Origin of the sequence: Ochrobactrum sp. CGA5, assembly GCF_006345815.1 — a bacterium.
Lineage (GTDB): Bacteria > Pseudomonadota > Alphaproteobacteria > Rhizobiales > Rhizobiaceae > Brucella.
The window spans coordinates 78,147-95,678 of the sequence record NZ_VCIG01000007.1; the positions used below are offsets into that span (position 1 = coordinate 78,147).

The following is a 17,532-nucleotide window of genomic DNA, read 5'->3' on the forward strand; positions in this document are numbered from 1 at the left end:
GAAGAACCTCTCAGGACATACTTTGAGCACACTATAACACGCTGCCGGCCACTATTCGGTGGCGACCGCCGGCTTTCCACTCAATTCCGCAATGATGTCGGCAATCTGGCGGCGTAGATTATCGAAACTCCCGCTTGTATCGAGAATGAAGTCGGCTCTTGCGCGCTTTTCCGCATCCGGCGTCTGGCGCGCGAGAATGGCATCGAGCTTCTGTTCCGTCATGCCCGGTCGCGCAAGCACACGAATGCGTTGCACCTCGGCCGGGGCAGAGACAACGACGATCTTGTCCACGCGCTTGTCTCCGCCTGTTTCAAAAAGCAGTGGAATATCGATCAGCGCCAGAGGCGCGCCAGCTTCTTCCGCACTCTGGCGAAAAACCTCTTCTTCCTCACGCACAAGCGGATGAACGATGGCTTCGAGCTTTTTCAAGGCTTCGGGGTTTCCGATAACGGCTGCGGAAAGCTTTTCCCGATTGACCGTGCCGTCTTCCACCGTACCCGGAAACACAGCCTCGATCAGTGGTGCCGCACGACCCGAATAAAGCCGATGTACCGCATCGTCGGCGCTATAGATCGGAACACCGGCTTCGGCGAACATGTTCGCCGCCGTTGTCTTTCCCATCCCGATGGAACCGGTTAGCCCGAGTACGATCATAGAGCACCAGCCTTTGCCATATCCGCCAGAATATGCTCACGCAGCGCTTTCGTCACTTGCGGCCTTTCGCCGAACCAGCGCTCGAAACCCGGAACGGCCTGATGCAGCAACATGCCAAGCCCATCCACAGTCACCAGACCGGCTTCCTCGGCTTTTTTCAGGAATGGCGTCTTGAGCGGCACATAAACAATATCGGTCGCAACTGTCTTTCGCGACGCCTTGCCGAAATCGAGCGGAAATGTTTCGTGCTCGTCATGCCCGCTCATGCCAAGCGATGTTGTGTTGACGATCAATCCGGCATCGGAGACCAGATTTTGCACCTGATCCCAGCCATGTGCCGAGACACGCGGTCCGAAATGGGTCGCGAGATCTTGCGCCCGGCTCACCGTCCGATTGACGATGGCGACTTTCTTAAAGCCGCGCGACAAAAGCGCGTGAACGATTGCCCGGCTTGCACCACCCGCACCCAGGACAAGCGCACTGTCGGCATCGTCCCAGTCGGGGGCCGACGCATCGAGATTGGCCGCAAAGCCGTAGGCATCGGTATTGCCACCACAAAGCCTGCCATTTTCCAGCCAGAGGGTATTGACCGCACCAATAGCTTTGGCGGCTTCATCCAGACTTTCCGCGGCAGCATAGGCCGCTTCCTTGTGCGGAATGGTGACGTTGCCACCGGCAAAACCGTTTTCGGCAAGCGACGAAGCAAAAGCGCCGAAATCCTCCGGCTTCACTTCTATCGCCTCATAAGAACCATCGATCCCAAGTTCCCTGAGCCAGAAACCATGGATCAGCGGCGACCGCGAATGCTTGATAGGAAAGCCGGTGACAAACGCCTTCTTAGCCATCGATCAGTTTTTCCTTCCGCAGTTCAGCCAGCAGCGGTAACAACGGCAGACCGACAATCGTGAAATAATCGCCTTCGATCTTCTCGAAAAGCTGAATGCCCGCTCCTTCAACCTGATAGGCACCGACGCTCGAAAGCGCGACGTCCCCGACACGACCGAGATAACGCCCGACAAAGCCCGGATCGAGATCGCGCATGGTCATGCGGGCAATCGAAACGTGACGCCACAGGGATTTGCCATCCTTCACCAGCGCGACAGCACTGTTCAACTGGTGGGTCTTGCCAGAAAATTTCAGAAGCTGGCGGCGCGCCGCTTCCATATCTGCGGGCTTGTGGAAAATCTCGTCGCCGAGCGACAATGTCTGGTCGCAGCCGATCACCACCGCGCCGGGGTTCTTCTCGCTCACATCGATCGCCTTCGCCTCGGCCAGAACCTGTGCGACTTCTTCCGGCGTGGCGCCCGTTTCATAAAGCGGGGCTTCTACCGCGCGCTCGTCGATATCCGCGCTTGCTGTTGAAAACTCTATGCCGGCATTTTTCAACAAAGCTGAACGGAAAGGGCTTTTGGAGGCGAGAACGAGTTTGTCCGTCATGGCTGCAATCCTTGTTTATGCCTTTTCGCTATGCGCGCGGAGCAGCGCCAGAATGGCGGCTGCGGTTTCCTCAATCGACCGGCGCGATACATCAATGATCGGCCAGCCGTGCCGGTTGCATATATTACGCGCATAAGCCAGTTCTTCCGATATGGAAACGCGATCCGTATAAAGCCCTGTATCCAGCGACGGCACATTGCCGAGTGGCCGGTTTTGACGGATTTGCGAAATCCGTTCGGCTGTCGCGACCAGCCCCACGATCAACGGCCGTTTCGCCGTGAAAAGCACCTCGGGCAGGGGAATCCCCAGCACAATCGGAACATTGGTGGCCTTGATGCCGCGATTGGCGAGATAGATGCTTGTCGGGGTCTTGGAAGTGCGTGAAATACCGACAAGAATGACGTCGGCTTCCTCGATATCATAAGGCAGTTGCCCGTCATCATGTTCCATCGTGAAATTAAGCGCGTCGATCCGCCGGAAATAATCGGCATTGAGGACATGCTGCGCGCTGGCGCGGCGATGGGCCGGTGCGCCTAGATAGGATTGAAACGTATTCAGCACCGGTTCCAACACAGACACGCTCGGCACGCCCATTTCGGCGCAGGATTCGTCAATGATCGCCGCCAGTTTCTGGTCGACTATTGTATAGAGCACGATGCCAGGTTCCGCATCGATGCCCTCAAGAACCTTGCGCAACTGTTTTTCGGTGCGGATCAGCGGATAGATATGCTCGATGGCACGCGCATTGGCATATTGCGCCGCTGCCGCTCGGCCAGCCGCCAAGAGAGTCTCTCCCGTCGCATCAGAAATCAAATGAAGATGAAAGTAGGAAAGCGGTCTGGTCACAGTTTTGTTGCCCTCCTGTTGACGGCTGTGCGTAAAGGCCGAACGTCTTCCACAAGCCATGGCAGGCCGTGGGAAACTTGGCAAGTCATCCACAATGGGCGAACATGTGGCGAGCGGTCTTCAACATGTGTGGACAAGACTCATGAAAACGCGAAATCCCGTCTTAATTCCCAGCTTTTCCACATATGCGCATGAACTGCGTCAATTGGTAACCCTTTATATTAAAAGAAAGAACTGAGTTTTCATTGTATTTGATCAGACTATCGGTGAATGATTGCACAGGATGAAGTGTCAAACGCGGAACTGTGGGGAAAACAGGGGCAGACCTTAATCCCCGATTCCAACAGACTCTAAGAATCAAAAGATTCCTGAATCATCCTTTCTTTATGAGAGCCGGACTGGATAACTTCAGACCAAAGCCGGATCAGCTAACCAACAGGGCGGATAGAAATCAGATGAAGCGCAAAGTCTTGAGAGTGATCGACGGTGAAACGGTCTTTCCACCTCCCATCTGGATGATGCGCCAAGCCGGACGCTATCTTCCCGAATATCGCGAGACGCGTAAAAAGGCAGGGAGCTTTCTCGATCTTTGCTATTCGCCCGATCTTGCTGTCGAGGTGACGCTTCAACCAATCCGCCGGTTTGGCTTTGATGCAGCCATTCTCTTTTCGGATATTCTTGTCATTCCCCACGCCCTTGGACGCGACCTTCGGTTTGAAGAAGGCAAGGGGCCCTTGATGACACCGATTGATGCAGACGAGATTTTCTGGCTCGAGACGGAAGGGGTCGCCAAAAGGCTGGAGCCGGTCTATGAGACGGTTCGGTTGCTGCGGGAGCAGCTGCCCGACGAAACCACGCTGCTCGGCTTCTGTGGCGCTCCTTGGACTGTTGCGACCTATATGATCGCCGGTCATGGCACACCGGACCAGGCACCAGCCCGTCTTTTCGCCTACCGCTTCCCGGAAGCTTTTGAAAAGCTCCTGAACGATCTTGCCGATGTTTCCGCCGAGTATCTCATCGAACAGCTCGATGCCGGTGCTGATGCGGTCCAGATTTTCGATTCATGGTCGGGCGTTCTGGATGAGGATTGCTTTGAGCGTTTCTGTATCCGGCCCGTTGCACGGATCGTCCAGAAGGTAAGGGCGGTTTATCCGGAGGCCCGCATCATCGGCTTCCCGAAAGGGGCAGGGATACTTTATGCAGGCTATCGCGAAAAGACTGGAGTGGACGCTCTTGGTCTCGATTGGTCCGTTCCCTTTTCATTTGCCGCTGCGCTCCAAGAAGAAGGCGCGATACAGGGCAATCTCGATCCGCTGCGTGTGGTAGCAGGCGGCAATGCGCTGGATGAAGGCGTGGACACTATCCTCGAACGTCTCGGCCAAGGCCCGTTGATTTTCAATCTTGGGCACGGGATTACACCACAGGCACCGATCGAAAATGTACATCGTATGATTGATCGGATTCGTGGAGGGAAATCATGAGCCAGACAGCTCCAGAAAATCGCGGCTCGGCAGTTGCCATACGCACTGTCGTTTCGCTGGTCGTCGTGGCGCTCGGCGTTTGGGCATTGTTTCACGTGAATCCAGCCGATGCCTATCTCTGGATCAAATCGCTGCACGTGATCGCCGTCATAGCCTGGATGGCGGGAATGCTCTATCTGCCGCGCCTGTTCGTCTATCATTGTGCCGCAAAGCCCGGTTCCGAAACATCGGAGACCTTCAAGGTTATGGAAAAGCGCCTTCTGCGCTTCATCATCAATCCGGCCATGATCGTGAGCTGGATTGCCGGTCTTTGGATGGCCTGGGAAGTCTTCGGTTTCCAGGGCGGCTGGCTGCATGCGAAACTGCTGCTGGTTGTGCTGATGTCCGGTCTGCACGGCTATCTGGCAAAATCCACGCGGCTATTCGCTGAAGACCGCAACATGCGCTCGGCCAAACATTGGCGAATCATGAATGAAGTGCCGACGGTTCTGATGATTCTGATCGTCATACTGGTAATCGTTAAACCGTTCTGATTCCACTAAACAGTTCCAGCAGAGTAGGAAGTGGCTTTGCTGGAACTGTTTAGAAACAGGTAGTTAGATCGATCTGGCTCTGGTCGGCGTTTCTCCGGCGTCGTTCACAATCAAAACCGATTGCCGGTTTTCTGCCATTTTTCTGTTGCAGAAATTTTCCGCTATCCCTACATGAGACTTGCTCTGCATGCTTCAAATCGGTATGTAGTAAGCCTCTTCCCTTCAAGACAGCAGGCCTTCGATGCCGGTCACGATCTTCAGGTGGCCACCTTTCCGAACAACTGCATTTTCTCCTTACATTTTAAAAAGAGTTCCTCATCCATGCAGGAAATGAAACTACAAGAACTAAAGAACAAGACACCGGTGGAGCTGCTGGCTTTCGCCGAAACGCTTGAGGTCGAAAACGCGAGCGCCATGCGCAAGCAGGAACTGATGTTCGCGATCCTCAAGAAGCTGGCGGCTCAGGACGTCGAAATTATCGGCGAGGGCGTCGTTGAAGTGCTGCAGGACGGATTTGGCTTCCTGCGTTCTGCCGATGCCAACTATCTGCCCGGCCCTGACGATATTTATATTTCACCCTCGCAGCTGCGTCGTTTTTCTCTCAAGACCGGTGACACGGTCGAAGGCCCGATCCGCGGCCCCAAGGAAGGCGAGCGTTATTTCGCGCTGCTCAAGGTTAATACGATCAATTTTGAAGACCCGGAAAAAATCCGACACAAGGTTCACTTCGACAATCTGACGCCGCTCTACCCGAACGAGCGCTTCAAGATGGAACTGGAAGTTCCAACCTCCAAGGATCTTTCGCCGCGCGTCATCGATCTGGTGGCCCCGCTCGGAAAGGGCCAGCGCGGTCTCATCGTCGCTCCGCCACGTACCGGTAAGACTGTTCTTCTCCAGAACATTGCCCATTCGATCACTGCAAATCATCCAGAATGCTATCTGATCGTTCTCCTGATCGACGAGCGTCCGGAAGAAGTGACCGACATGCAGCGCTCCGTGAAGGGGGAAGTGATTTCCTCGACCTTCGATGAACCGGCTGCACGTCACGTTCAGGTGGCCGAAATGGTCATCGAAAAGGCTAAGCGCCTTGTCGAACATGGTCGCGATGTTGTGATCCTGCTGGACTCGATCACACGTCTCGGCCGCGCCTACAACACGGTTGTGCCGTCTTCCGGCAAGGTCCTGACCGGCGGTGTGGACGCCAATGCATTGCAGCGCCCGAAGCGCTTCTTCGGTGCTGCGCGTAACATCGAAGAAGGCGGTTCGCTTACCATCATCGCAACCGCGCTGATCGATACGGGTAGCCGTATGGACGAAGTGATCTTTGAAGAATTCAAGGGCACCGGCAACTCGGAAATCGTGCTCGACCGCAAGGTTGCAGACAAGCGTATCTTCCCGGCCATGGACATTCTCAAATCCGGCACCCGCAAGGAAGACCTGCTGGTTCCGCGCGCCGATCTGCAGAAGATCTTCGTTCTGCGCCGTATCCTCGCACCGATGGGTACGACCGATGCGATCGAATTCCTTATCGACAAGCTCAAGCAGACCAAGAGCAATTCGGAATTCTTCGACTCGATGAATACCTAAACATTGTCCGGTTCAAACCGTTTGAGAAGCGCCGCACGGGAAACCATTGCGGCGCTTCTTGTTTCAGGAAGTTTTGCCGAGAAGCAGTCGTAATGCGTCGGCGCTTTCAACGGGTGGCAGGCACACATGGCCCTTGCAGAACCAGGCCGACGGATGCGCAGGCTCCGCAGTTCCTCCGGTCGGTAGTTCTATTGTCCTGCCCGTCTCAAATCGCACAAACTTGTCCACACGTCGCGGATCGGGATTTCGATTCGCTGTCGAAACAAGTTCTCCGGCGTCGTCCTCGGTCGCTACAACAAGGGAAAGCGGTTCGGCTGCAAAGCGAGCCGCATTCAATATTCCAATCTGTCCATATTGCTGCGCGAAGGCTCGCCCGAGCGCCTGTTCGATCAGCTTCTCATTGCTCTGATAGAGATCGATATTACCCGTTGCGAGAAACAGTCTTGTCAGTGCTTCAATGATCTGGCTGGTCGCACTCGGTATCGCTTCATCATAGTCGCCATAGGCGTGTAGGATGACATCATCGGTATCCAGTGCGGACAGGCGATAATTACCGGCACCGTCGCGGTGACTGTCATCGAGCGCCTTCTTGAAGTTTAATGCATCATCAATGAAAGCCTGCCCATTTGTTGCTTCATAAAGAGCAATGGCTGCATTGATCATCGATGCATAATCAGTTGAAAGGGCAGGGTAGAGAAGCGAATTTTCCATGCGGCAATGTGCGATCCGGCCGTCGCGAAAGCTGCTCACTTTGGAGCGATAGGCATCGACCGCAAGATTGATCCAGTCCTGTCGTCCAAAACTCCGACCTGCTTCGGCTAATGCCCTGATAGCTAGCCCATTCCAATCAGTCAGCGCTTTCTCATCCCGTCCGGGGCGTGTCCGCAACTCGCGACGCGCAAGCAGCTTTTGTCGTGACGCTTTTATCATTGGGGGCAGGGATGTGCCGTTATCGACTGCGTGAAGGCGGTTCAGGATGTTGTGCCCTTCCCAGTTTCCACCCGTTGTGACGCCGTAATAATCCTTGAAGGCTTGGCTATCGTCGCCAAGCACCTTATCAATCTCCTGTTCGCTCCAGACGTAAAACCGTCCTTCTTCGCCTTCGCTATCGGCATCGAGACTGGAAGCAAAACTTCCATCGGAAAGACGCATTTCCCGCATCAGCCAATCGACGGTCTCTTCGATTCGCAAACGAAACAAATCATTTCCGGTCTCGGCGAAAGCGTAAGTCGCATGGCGAATGAACTGGGCGTTGTCATAGAGCATTTTTTCGAAATGCGGCACCAGCCAGTTGGCATCGGTAGAGTACCGGCAAAGCCCGCCACCCAGATGGTCATAAATCCCGCCCTGCAGCATAACCTTGAGCGACAGGAGGAAATTGTCCCGATGGGTTTCGTTGCGCCCATAGAGCCAGGAGAGCCATAGATTGTCCATGAAAGGCGCGTTGGGGAATTTTGGCGCTCCTTCTATTCCACCCCAAACCCGATCAATCAGGCTGCTGATGCGTGTGGCGATCTCGTCAAATCGCTCAACTTCATTTGTTACCGGGGCGATCTGCGCTGCCAGACGACCTTCCAGATGATCGAAGACGGCCTGTGCGTTATGGTTAATTTTCTCTTTGTCTTTCTGCCACAGATTGTTGACCGCATGCAGCACATCGACAAAGCCCGGCATGTTGTGGCGCCTGTGCGGTGGAAAGTAGGTACCTCCCCAGAAGGGCTTGCCGTCCGGTCTCAGAAACATGGTTAGCGGCCAGCCGCCCTGTTGTCCCATCGCCCCAAGCGCGGCCATATAAATCTGGTCTATGTCGGGGCGTTCTTCGCGATCCACCTTCACATTGACGAACAAGGCATTCATAACCGCGGCCACGTCAGGATTCTCGAACGACTCATGCGCCATAACATGGCACCAGTGGCAGGCGGCATAACCGACCGATAGCAGAATTGGCCGGTCGAGCTTTTTTGCAACGCCCAATGCTTCTTTGCCCCAGGGCTGCCAGTGGACTGGATTATCGGCATGCTGGCGCAGATAGGCGCTGGGTGCTTCGGCAAGGCGATTGCGGTCTAACTCTGTCATAGGGCTTTTCTTTCACGGCATGAATGAATATGCCATTCCTTCAGCATCCGTTTGGTTGTTTTTGTCCTTATTGATTATAGGTCAGGAAAAGAAATGAGCGAGATCTCTTCCTTTCAAGATACGATTTTTGCTCTGTCCAGCGGGCGTCTGCCGTCCGGTGTTGCCGTCGTGCGTATTTCTGGCCCTAAAGTTCGGTTCGTACTCGAAACGATAATCGGACATATACCGACGCCGCGATATGCGGCCTACAAGCTATTCCGTAGCCGAAATGGAGACGCTATCGACCGGGGACTGGTGTTATTCTTCCCCGGACCCAACAGCTTTACAGGCGAGGATTGCGCCGAATTTCATTTGCATGGCGGTAAAGCCGTTGTCGAAAAGCTCTTATCGGTAATGGGTGAGCTGGCCGGCTGTCGGATAGCGGAAGCAGGAGAGTTTACGCGGCGCGCTTTTTCCAACGGTAAGATGGATCTGACCATAGCGGAGGGTCTCGCGGATCTGATCGCAGCCGAGACAGAAGGACAGCGGCGACTTGCTTTACAAGTCGCATCCGGCGCGCAGCGCCAGCTCTACACGGAATGGCGTCAGCATTTGCTCCGTGCGCGCGCATTCATCGAAGCCGAACTGGACTTTGCAGATGAAAGTGACGTGCCGGGATCAATATCGGAACAGGTCTGGCAATCGCTGACACTGTTGAAGAGTAAGATCAAGGACCATATAGCGAGCGGTAAGCGTGCCTCCATGCTACGCGACGGGTTGCATGTCGTGATTGTCGGTGCGCCGAATGCAGGTAAATCCAGCCTGCTCAACTTTCTGGCAGGGCGCGAAGTGGCGATCATTTCTGAAGAAGCCGGGACAACCCGCGATCTTCTGGAAGTCAAACTCGATCTGGGCGGCATCCCGGTTTACATCATAGACACGGCGGGCCTACGGGACACCGATAGTTCCGTCGAAAGGATCGGGATTGAACGTGCCCGTGCACGTATGGCTGACGCTGATCTGGTTCTCCTGCTCGAAGATATGAATGATCCGATTGCTGTCGCGCCTGAGGAGACGTCAGCGGTGCTGTGGAAGATTGGGACCAAGGCTGATCTTGAGGATGCGTCCACGGATAGCTGGACGCGGCGCATTTCAACGAAAACCGGTGAGGGGTTGAATGAGCTGCTGAGCGATCTCCAAAGCTTCGCCGAATCTCAGATCGGCCGGATAGAAGATGCTGTCCCCACGCGGCAAAGACATATCAGTCTTCTGCAATCGACCGTCACCGAGATAGAGAAGGCAGTGAACGGTACACATCTACCATTGGAGCTGCGTGCGGAGAACATGCGTCTGGCATCCCAGTATCTCGGACGCATTACCGGGGATGTCGATGTTGAAGAAATTCTGGACGTTATTTTTTCACAGTTCTGCATTGGGAAATGATTCACGTGAAACACGGAGGAATCCAGTTTAAGGATTGTTTCACGTGAAACATCTGTGGAATCTCGCAGGAGCGATTGACTCCCTCTGTCATTCATGAGTCATCCCATCGCCAGATTTGATCACCCAACCGGCCGATTTGATCTTCCGTTTTCTGCCCATTCGTGGCAAAGACACATCTTTCAGAAGCGGATTCGAATTGCGTCAGGATGAACCAAATGAGTTCGACCGAAGCTACAGTCTTTGATGTCATTGTGATCGGCGGCGGCCACGCGGGATGCGAGGCCGCTTCGGCAGCGGCACGTGCTGGCGCCAGAACCGCTCTTGTAACGCATCACTTTGATACTATTGGTGTTATGTCTTGCAATCCTGCCATTGGTGGGTTGGGAAAAGGGCATCTTGTACGCGAGATCGATGCACTTGACGGCCTGATGGGGCGTGTCGCCGACGAAGCCGGTATTCAGTTTCGCCTGTTGAACCGCCGCAAGGGACCCGCCGTTCGTGGTCCTCGAACCCAGGCGGACCGCAAGCTCTATCGGCTTGCCATGCAGAAGCTGATTGCGGCCCAGAACGATCTGTTTGTGATCGAAGGTGGCGCATACGACCTTCGGGAGGAAGAGGGACGTATCACGGGAGTTGTTCTGTCTGACGGTCGGATTTTGGCGTGCGGTGCCGTTGTTCTGACGACCGGTACATTTCTGAATGGCTTGATCCACATTGGAGAGAAGAAGATCCCGGCTGGCCGTATGGGTGAACGGCCGGCGCTTGGTCTGTCTGAACGCCTGACCTCGTTTGGTTTTGCGCTTGGTCGTCTCAAGACAGGCACGCCGCCGCGGCTGGATGGGCGTACTATTGATTGGCAGAGCCTCGATATGCAGTCTGCCGATGAGGAGCCTGTACCTTTCTCTCTCATGACGGATGGGATAACCACACCCCAGATTGATTGCGGTATCACGCGCACGACGCCGGAAACTCACGCAATCATTCGAGCCAACCTGCATCGGTCCGCCATGTATTCTGGCTCTATCGAGGGGATTGGTCCGCGATACTGTCCGTCTGTTGAAGACAAGATCGTCAAATTTGGGGATCGCGATGGTCACCAGATATTCCTGGAGCCGGAGGGACTGGATGACGATACTGTTTATCCGAACGGTATTTCAACATCGCTCCCTGAAGATGTGCAGCGCGACATATTCAAAACCATACCAGGTCTTGAAAAGGCTGTTATGCTGCAGCCCGGTTATGCAATTGAATATGATTTCATTGATCCTCGCGAGTTAAAGCGCAGCTTGGAAACCAGGAAAGTTACGGGTCTGTTTCTGGCGGGGCAAATCAACGGCACGACCGGTTATGAAGAGGCCGGTGCGCAAGGCTTGCTTGCGGGTATCAATGCGGCACGGCGCGCATCTGGTGGCGAACCTGTCATCATACAGCGCACGGAAGCCTATATCGGCGTCATGGTCGATGATCTGACATCACGGGGGGTCAGTGAGCCTTATCGTATGTTTACATCCCGCGCAGAGTTCCGGCTGTCGCTTCGCGCAGATAATGCCGATCAACGCCTGACGCCATTGGCGGACAAGCTTGGCATACTGGGGCAAGCACGCAAGGAACGGTTTGAATCGCGTGAGGCGGCGTTGGATGAGGCGCGATCGCTGACGCAATCACTGACGATTACGCCCAATCAGGCCGGCCATTATGATCTACGTCTCAATCAGGACGGTGTGCGTCGTTCGGCCTATGATCTTTTGTCCTATCCAGAAATCGATCTGGATCGTCTAATGCCGATCTGGCCCGAGCTGGTAGCTATCGATCCCGCGACGCGGGAAGCTCTAGAGATTGAGGCTCAGTATGCGGTCTATATGGACCGGCAGAAGAGCGACATCGCGGTGATGGAGCGTGAGGAGCAACTGCTCATTCCAGCAGGCTTGGACATTGATGGAATATCCGGTCTTTCCAATGAGTTGAAGCACAAGCTCAAACAGCGTAAGCCGGAAACGATTGCCGAAGCGCAGCGTGTGGACGGAATGACGCCTGCTGCATTGGCTCTCCTTATTGCACAGATCAGGAAGTTTGGATATCGCCATCGGAGCGCGTCGTTGTTGTCTGAGGGGCAAGGCGCAGCATGAGCGCCGATACTCGCATTGGGAGTCTGAAAGCAATCGTTCCCACTGTTTCACGTGAAACAGCGGACCGTCTGATTGCCTTTGAAGACCTGTTTCGCAAATGGTCTAAAGCGATCAATCTCGCATCGCCCTCGACCTTGAACGAACTATGGACCCGTCATATTCTGGACAGCGCGCAGCTCTTTCCCTTGGCAAGTGACGCCAAACATTGGCTGGATATCGGTTCGGGCGGTGGTTTTCCAGGTATTGTGACGGCCTGTTTCCTGGCTGATCGGTCCGGTGGTGCTATCGATCTTGTAGAAAGTGCAGGGAAAAAGGCAGCGTTCTTGCGCACCGCAGCCGGACATTTACATGTACCGGCGCGCGTCCATTCCGTTCGCATTGAAGCGACGTGGCAGAAAATAGAAGTACCTCAAGTGGTTACGGCGCGTGCTTTGGCGTCGCTGAATGATCTTTTTGCGCTGGCTGAGCCTTGGCTGACCAATGGCGCCAAGGCCCTCTTCCAAAAAGGCCGGGATTATCAGCGCGAGATCGATGAAAGCCGTGTCGGTTGGAGTTTCGATCTGGTAGAACATCACAGTGCTATCGATCAGGCTTCAGTCATACTCGAAATATCCAATCTTCGGCGTAAAGCTGTCTAATGGTTGGAATTTCAGAGGGACGGGCAGCAGCAAGGCGACGGTGATGAACAGAATGTCCAGAATCATAACCATTGCAAACCAGAAGGGTGGTGTCGGTAAAACGACCACTGCTATCAATCTGGCTACAGCCTTGGCGGCAATCGGTGAGACCGTTTTGATTGTCGATCTTGACCCACAGGGAAATGCCAGTACCGGTTTGGGTATTGATCGTCGCAATCGGCCTTTATCGTCTTATGACGTGCTAACGCAGGAGTCGTCGGTTCCTGACGCCGCGATGCTGACGGACGTGCCAAATCTTCATCTCGTGCCATCGACATTGGATCTTCTTGGTATTGAAATGGAAATAGCGCAGTCAGCCGATCGTACGCGCCGCCTGCGTGACGCGCTACGTTTTGATTCAGGCGTTTCTGAACGTTTTTCCTATGTGCTTGTCGATTGTCCGCCGTCGCTCAATCTCCTGACCCTGAACGCGATGGCCGCTGCCGATTCGGTTCTGGTGCCACTGCAATGTGAATTCTTCGCTCTGGAAGGCTTGAGCCAGCTTTTGCAGACGGTCGATCAGGTGCGATCATCAATCAATCCCGAGCTATCGATCCAGGGCATCGTGCTGACCATGTTTGACAGCCGCAATAATCTGGCCGCGCAAGTTGTGGACGATGTTCGCGCTTTCATGGGTGAGAAAGTCTATCGTACCGTGATTCCGCGTAATGTGCGCGTATCCGAAGCACCATCTCATGGAAAGCCGGCAATTCTCTACGATCTGAAATGTGCCGGTAGCCAGGCCTATTTGCAGCTCGCCTCTGAAGTTATCCAGCGCGAGCGACAATTACAGGCTGCTTAAACCAATCGATTCGACGACGAAACAATTCAGGAATAAGCCGAACGATGAATGACGATCCTTCAAAAAAGCGCCTTGGACGCGGATTAGCGGCCCTGATCGGTGAAATTGACCGCCCTGTCGAAGAGCGTAAGGCACCCGTTCCAATTGAACGGAATGTTCCGATTGAGTTTGTGACGCGCAATCCACGCAATCCACGCCGCATGTTTTCGGAAGGTGAGCTGGAAGACCTGGCGCAGTCGATCAAGGAACATGGCGTTGTTCAGCCTATCGTTGTGCGTCCCGCGCCGGGCCAGCCCGACCGCTTCGAGCTGATTGCCGGTGAGCGCCGCTGGCGCGCCTCGCAGCGAGCCGGTGTCGATACGATCCCAGTCATTGTTCGCGATGTGGATGATCGAGTGGCACTGGAAATCGCGATCATCGAAAACGTACAGCGTGCTGACCTGAATGCGGTTGAAGAAGCGCTGGGATATCAACAGCTTATCGATAATCATGACTATACGCAGAATGATCTTGCACAGGTAATCGGCAAAAGCCGAAGCCATGTCGCCAATACGCTACGCCTGTTGAAACTGCCGCAACCAGTGCAGGACTTCATTGTCGATGGTGCGCTTTCGGCAGGTCACGCACGTAGCCTTATCACAATGGAAAACCCAACTGCGCTCGCGGAACGGATCGTCAAAGACGGTTTGTCGGTACGCCAGGTGGAGGCGCTTGCGCAGGCGGAGGCGCGTGGTGGTGTCGAAGCCAAGCCCGGTAAAGCAGGGCCAGTTGAGAAAGATGCTGACACCAAAGCGCTCGAGAAGTTGCTTTCTGATGTTACTGGTATGAAAGTTGAAATCAATCACCGTGAGCGAGGCGGCGAGGTCAAGATACGGTATAGCTCTCTTGAGCAACTTGACGAAATTTGCCGTCGTCTTCAGAGTTGATAATTGGAATAATATAGAGACAATAGTAACTCGCCGCTGTGAAGCGCGGCGAGTTTACTTTTTAATACTTGAACCAATTTCTATTATCGACGGGAATTCCGCAGCGATTCGACACTGATTGCCAGCAAACATTGGCGAATGATGGGGACGCCAAGGTCTGCATTCTGCCGGCTTTCAAGAACAGCGCGCTGTAGGCGCTCCATAACGCGCGCAAGGCTTTCGCCTGTCCATCGGCTTACGGCGTTTTCGATGAGCTTCTTTCGATTGAAGAAGATTGGCGGACGTGCAGCCGCCACAACAACGGATGCACTTTTACGCTCCGTATCGGCGATATGACGTAAAGTTTGCACCTGCTGGAACTGGCGCATTGCCGTATTAAGCAGCAGAAAAGGCGCTGTGCCGGATTTCACGACGCGATCGAAGGAGACTTCGAAACGCGGAAGATCGCCAGCCAGGACCGCATCGATCACCTCGTCGGTCGAAAGACCTGCGACATCGCCGACAGCTTCGCGCACGTCATCTATATCGATCCGCTCCTTGCCGCGTGCATAGAGACAGAGCTTCTCCAGCTCACCACGTGTGGCGAGACGATCACCGCCGAGACTTGCGCGCAGAAGTTGGCGACCGTCGAGCGTGATCTGCATCTTCCATTCAGCAAGAACGTCATCAATGACGCCGTCAATACCGCGACTATCATCCGAATAGCAGGGCAGGGCCATGCCTGCCGAAGCGCTTTCTATGGCGCTGCGCAAGGCCGCACCCTTCTTGAGATCACCAGCTTCGACCAAAACGAATGTTTCATGCGGCGGTTCGGTTGCAAGCAACTTAACCGCTTCGGCCAGCTTCTTATGGCCTGCGGCATTCTTGATCCAGATCAGCCGCTGGCCGCCAAACATGGAAATGGTGCGGGCTTCATCGGCGAGTTTTGAAGGATCGGCCTCAATCTCGTCGGCTTCCATGCGAATGACGGCAAAGGGGTCATCCAGCGGTAATTTGCTCGCTTCGGCAAAGCGGCGCGCACGTTCGCTCACCAACCCCTTATCGGGGCCGTAAAGCAGCACGATCGGGAACGAACTGGTCGGTCTTGCCAGAAAACCGTCGACTTCATTTGCTTTCTTTTGCGCCATGACCATTCATTAGCGCAATTCGCCTTCAAACAAAACAGCCGCCGCTCAAGCTGAACGACGGCTGCGAAACAAAGCTGTTTGCAAACCTATTCGATCAGCAGGGCATCATCATCGAGCGTCTGGCCGCGTACCTTGCGGAACATTTCGATAAGGTCTTCAACGCCAAGCGTCTTGCGCTTGTCGCCGGTGACGTCAAGCAGGATCCTACCGCCATGCAACATGATCGTGCGGTCGCCATAATCGAGCGCCTGCCGCATGGAATGGGTAACCATCAAGGCGGTCAGCTTGTTCTCGGCAATCAGCGTCCGTGTCAGTTCCATCACGAACTCGGCCATGCCGGGGTCAAGCGCTGCGGTATGTTCGTCGAGTAGCAGAACTTCCGAACCGGCAAGTGTCGCCATGATAAGCGACAGGGCCTGACGCTGGCCGCCGGAAAGAAGCTCCATGCGGTCCTGCATGCGGTTTTCCAGCCCCAGATTGAGGCTTGCAACGCGCTCGCGAAACCACGCACGGCGGTTGGCGTTGAGCGCGTGGGTGAGCCCGCGTGTCTTGCCGCGTGAAGCGGCTAGCGCAAGGTTTTCCTCAATCGACAGCGTACCACAACTGCCTGCCAGTGGGTCCTGAAACACGCGAGCCACGAGACCGGCCCGTTCGGCGGTGGGTTTGCGGGTTACGTCCTTACCGCTGATGACGACCTTGCCGGCGGTCGGGATTACGTCGCCTGCAAGAACGCCCAGCATCGTCGACTTGCCAGCACCGTTCGATCCGATGACAGTGACAAAGGAACCCTTCTCCATGGTCAGGTCGATCTTGTTCAGAACCTGCTTTTCAAGCGGAGTGCCGCGGCCGAACACGACATCGAGATTGGAAAGTTCGATCATGCGGATGCTCCTCCGCGACGCAGGCGCGGCAATATCAGGGCGAAGGTGACGAGAAGGGCAGTTGCGATGTTGAGATCGGACGCCTGCAGGCCGAGAACATCACCGTTGGAAAGTGCAAACTGGATGGCGATACGATAGATGATCGAGCCAAGCACGCAGCCAATCAGGATCACCAGGATGAAGCGGCTGCGCAACAAAGTTTCGCCGATGATAACCGCTGCAAGGCCAACCACGATTGTACCTACGCCCGAGGTGACATCGGCAAAGCCGTTTGTCTGCGCGAACAGTGAGCCACCGAGAGCCACCAGTGCGTTGGAAAGCGCCATACCGAGATAGATCTGCCGTTCGGTGCGAACGCCCTGTGCGCGCGCCATTCTCGGATTGGCCCCGGTCGCACGCATGGCAAGACCCATGTCGCTTTCCAGAAAGCGCCAGACGATGAACACTGCAATGGCAACCAGAACCAGGAGGAACATCGGACGTACATAATATTCGGGAATGCCGTGACCGAAGAACGGCGTTAGCATGGTATCCTGATTGATGAGGGCGATGTTGGGACGCCCCATGACGCGCAGATTGACGGAGAACAGCGCGATCATGGTCAGGATGGATGCGAGAAGATTGAGAATCTTGAAACGCACATTCAGTGTTGCGGTTACGAGCCCCGCGGCAGCGCCTGCAACCATGGCGATGGCAGCAGCCAGCCAGGCATTCATGCCTGCAAGGATCAGCACACCCGTCACGGCAGCGCCGAGCGGAAACGAACCGTCAACCGTCAGATCGGGGAAATCGAGGACACGGAACGCCAGATAGACGCCGATGGCTACAAATGCGAAGACGAGGCCCAATTCGACCGCACCCCAGAAGGCGATCTGACTCACAATGTCATTCCTTGTTTCTCGCCGCGACCAAAACGAACGATTTCCGCTACAGGGCGGCTTTCATCGTCGGCGTTGC

General features: G+C 54.9%; 16 protein-coding genes. 8 read left to right on the plus strand and 8 right to left on the minus strand.

Annotated elements, in window-relative coordinates; translation table 11 throughout:
• Window positions 1-51 precede the first annotated feature (51 nt).
• The 4 genes from coaE to FJQ48_RS08375 are packed head-to-tail and all read right to left on the minus strand — an operon-like array spanning window position 52 to window position 2,937.
• The gene (gene coaE, locus FJQ48_RS08360) at window positions 52-654 is read right to left on the minus strand and encodes a dephospho-CoA kinase (RefSeq protein WP_139974725.1); all 603 of its coding nucleotides are present in this window, start codon (window positions 652-654) and stop codon (window positions 52-54) included.
• Complete coding sequence (locus tag FJQ48_RS08365; RefSeq protein ID WP_139974726.1) at window positions 651-1,499, minus strand: shikimate dehydrogenase; 849 nt, start codon at window positions 1,497-1,499, stop codon at window positions 651-653. Before FJQ48_RS08365 ends, coaE begins: the two co-directional genes overlap by 4 nt.
• Window positions 1,492-2,091, minus strand: a complete 600-nt coding sequence (locus FJQ48_RS08370) for a Maf-like protein (RefSeq protein ID WP_139974727.1) — start codon at window positions 2,089-2,091, stop codon at window positions 1,492-1,494. Before FJQ48_RS08370 ends, FJQ48_RS08365 begins: the two co-directional genes overlap by 8 nt.
• A 15-nt stretch (window positions 2,092-2,106) precedes the next feature.
• Window positions 2,107-2,937 (minus strand): pyruvate, water dikinase regulatory protein, encoded by an 831-nt coding sequence (locus FJQ48_RS08375; RefSeq protein WP_109986999.1) that lies wholly within the window; start codon window positions 2,935-2,937, stop codon window positions 2,107-2,109.
• Between the two features lie 455 nt (window positions 2,938-3,392).
• On the opposite strand from FJQ48_RS08375, the gene hemE reads away from it, so the two are divergent.
• The 3 genes from hemE (at window position 3,393) to rho (ending at window position 6,538) form a co-directional block, all read left to right on the plus strand.
• Window positions 3,393-4,418 carry a uroporphyrinogen decarboxylase gene (gene hemE, locus FJQ48_RS08385; RefSeq protein ID WP_139974728.1) on the plus strand — a complete coding sequence of 342 codons (1,026 nt, stop codon included), beginning with the start codon at window positions 3,393-3,395 and terminating at the stop codon, window positions 4,416-4,418.
• A complete protein-coding gene (hemJ, locus tag FJQ48_RS08390; RefSeq protein ID WP_139974729.1) occupies window positions 4,415-4,951 on the plus strand; it encodes a protoporphyrinogen oxidase HemJ in 537 nt (178 codons plus the stop codon). The genes hemE and hemJ overlap by 4 nt, the downstream gene beginning before the upstream one ends.
• A gap of 321 nt (window positions 4,952-5,272) precedes the next feature.
• On the plus strand, window positions 5,273-6,538 hold the full coding sequence (gene rho / locus FJQ48_RS08395) for a transcription termination factor Rho (protein ID WP_109987171.1): 1,266 nt from the start codon (window positions 5,273-5,275) through the stop codon (window positions 6,536-6,538).
• A 63-nt stretch (window positions 6,539-6,601) separates the two neighbouring features.
• On the opposite strand, the gene FJQ48_RS08400 is transcribed toward rho, so the two are convergent.
• The gene (locus FJQ48_RS08400) at window positions 6,602-8,614 is read right to left on the minus strand and encodes a thioredoxin domain-containing protein (protein ID WP_139974730.1); all 2,013 of its coding nucleotides are present in this window, start codon (window positions 8,612-8,614) and stop codon (window positions 6,602-6,604) included.
• A 93-nt stretch (window positions 8,615-8,707) separates the two neighbouring features.
• Between FJQ48_RS08400 and mnmE the strand changes: the two genes are divergently transcribed.
• The 5 genes from mnmE (at window position 8,708) to FJQ48_RS08425 (ending at window position 14,567) form a co-directional block, all read left to right on the plus strand.
• Window positions 8,708-10,036 (plus strand): tRNA uridine-5-carboxymethylaminomethyl(34) synthesis GTPase MnmE, encoded by a 1,329-nt coding sequence (gene mnmE, locus FJQ48_RS08405; RefSeq protein ID WP_139974731.1) that lies wholly within the window; start codon window positions 8,708-8,710, stop codon window positions 10,034-10,036.
• A 215-nt stretch (window positions 10,037-10,251) separates the two neighbouring features.
• A complete protein-coding gene (gene mnmG, locus FJQ48_RS08410) occupies window positions 10,252-12,162 on the plus strand; it encodes a tRNA uridine-5-carboxymethylaminomethyl(34) synthesis enzyme MnmG (protein ID WP_139974732.1) in 1,911 nt (636 codons plus the stop codon).
• A complete protein-coding gene (gene rsmG / locus FJQ48_RS08415) occupies window positions 12,159-12,800 on the plus strand; it encodes a 16S rRNA (guanine(527)-N(7))-methyltransferase RsmG (RefSeq protein ID WP_139974733.1) in 642 nt (213 codons plus the stop codon). The genes mnmG and rsmG overlap by 4 nt, the downstream gene beginning before the upstream one ends.
• 43 nt (window positions 12,801-12,843) lie before the next feature.
• Window positions 12,844-13,641: a ParA family protein gene (locus FJQ48_RS08420; protein WP_139974734.1), complete on the plus strand. Its 798-nt coding sequence runs from the start codon at window positions 12,844-12,846 to the stop codon at window positions 13,639-13,641.
• A gap of 44 nt (window positions 13,642-13,685) precedes the next feature.
• Window positions 13,686-14,567, plus strand: coding sequence for a ParB/RepB/Spo0J family partition protein (locus FJQ48_RS08425; RefSeq protein ID WP_139974735.1), 882 nt, complete (start codon window positions 13,686-13,688; stop codon window positions 14,565-14,567).
• 83 nt (window positions 14,568-14,650) lie between these two features.
• On the opposite strand, the gene holA is transcribed toward FJQ48_RS08425, so the two are convergent.
• The 3 genes from holA to FJQ48_RS08440 all read right to left on the minus strand — a co-directional run bounded on the left by holA (window position 14,651) and on the right by FJQ48_RS08440 (window position 17,456).
• The gene (gene holA, locus FJQ48_RS08430) at window positions 14,651-15,694 is read right to left on the minus strand and encodes a DNA polymerase III subunit delta (RefSeq protein ID WP_139974736.1); all 1,044 of its coding nucleotides are present in this window, start codon (window positions 15,692-15,694) and stop codon (window positions 14,651-14,653) included.
• Between the two features lie 86 nt (window positions 15,695-15,780).
• Entirely contained in the window at window positions 15,781-16,575 is a 795-nt protein-coding gene (locus tag FJQ48_RS08435; protein WP_139974737.1) for an ABC transporter ATP-binding protein, read from the minus strand.
• The gene (locus FJQ48_RS08440) at window positions 16,572-17,456 is read right to left on the minus strand and encodes an ABC transporter permease (RefSeq protein ID WP_139974738.1); all 885 of its coding nucleotides are present in this window, start codon (window positions 17,454-17,456) and stop codon (window positions 16,572-16,574) included. Before FJQ48_RS08440 ends, FJQ48_RS08435 begins: the two co-directional genes overlap by 4 nt.
• Window positions 17,457-17,532: the final 76 nt, after the last annotated feature.

Excerpts from the sequence above, each read along its gene's own strand:
- coaE (WP_139974725.1), bottom strand. The coding sequence starts at position 654 with ATGATCGTACTCGGGCTAACCGGTTCCATCGGGATGGGAAAGACAACG.
- FJQ48_RS08365 (WP_139974726.1), bottom strand. The coding sequence starts at position 1,499 with ATGGCTAAGAAGGCGTTTGTCACCGGCTTTCCTATCAAGCATTCGCGG.
- FJQ48_RS08370 (WP_139974727.1), bottom strand. The coding sequence starts at position 2,091 with ATGACGGACAAACTCGTTCTCGCCTCCAAAAGCCCTTTCCGTTCAGCT.
- hemE (WP_139974728.1), top strand. The coding sequence starts at position 3,393 with ATGAAGCGCAAAGTCTTGAGAGTGATCGACGGTGAAACGGTCTTTCCA.
- hemJ (WP_139974729.1), top strand. The coding sequence starts at position 4,415 with ATGAGCCAGACAGCTCCAGAAAATCGCGGCTCGGCAGTTGCCATACGC.
- rho (WP_109987171.1), top strand. The coding sequence starts at position 5,273 with ATGCAGGAAATGAAACTACAAGAACTAAAGAACAAGACACCGGTGGAG.
- FJQ48_RS08400 (WP_139974730.1), bottom strand. The coding sequence starts at position 8,614 with ATGACAGAGTTAGACCGCAATCGCCTTGCCGAAGCACCCAGCGCCTAT.
- mnmE (WP_139974731.1), top strand. The coding sequence starts at position 8,708 with ATGAGCGAGATCTCTTCCTTTCAAGATACGATTTTTGCTCTGTCCAGC.
- mnmG (WP_139974732.1), top strand. The coding sequence starts at position 10,252 with ATGAGTTCGACCGAAGCTACAGTCTTTGATGTCATTGTGATCGGCGGC.
- rsmG (WP_139974733.1), top strand. The coding sequence starts at position 12,159 with ATGAGCGCCGATACTCGCATTGGGAGTCTGAAAGCAATCGTTCCCACT.
- FJQ48_RS08420 (WP_139974734.1), top strand. The coding sequence starts at position 12,844 with ATGAACAGAATGTCCAGAATCATAACCATTGCAAACCAGAAGGGTGGT.
- FJQ48_RS08425 (WP_139974735.1), top strand. The coding sequence starts at position 13,686 with ATGAATGACGATCCTTCAAAAAAGCGCCTTGGACGCGGATTAGCGGCC.
- holA (WP_139974736.1), bottom strand. The coding sequence starts at position 15,694 with ATGGCGCAAAAGAAAGCAAATGAAGTCGACGGTTTTCTGGCAAGACCG.
- FJQ48_RS08435 (WP_139974737.1), bottom strand. The coding sequence starts at position 16,575 with ATGATCGAACTTTCCAATCTCGATGTCGTGTTCGGCCGCGGCACTCCG.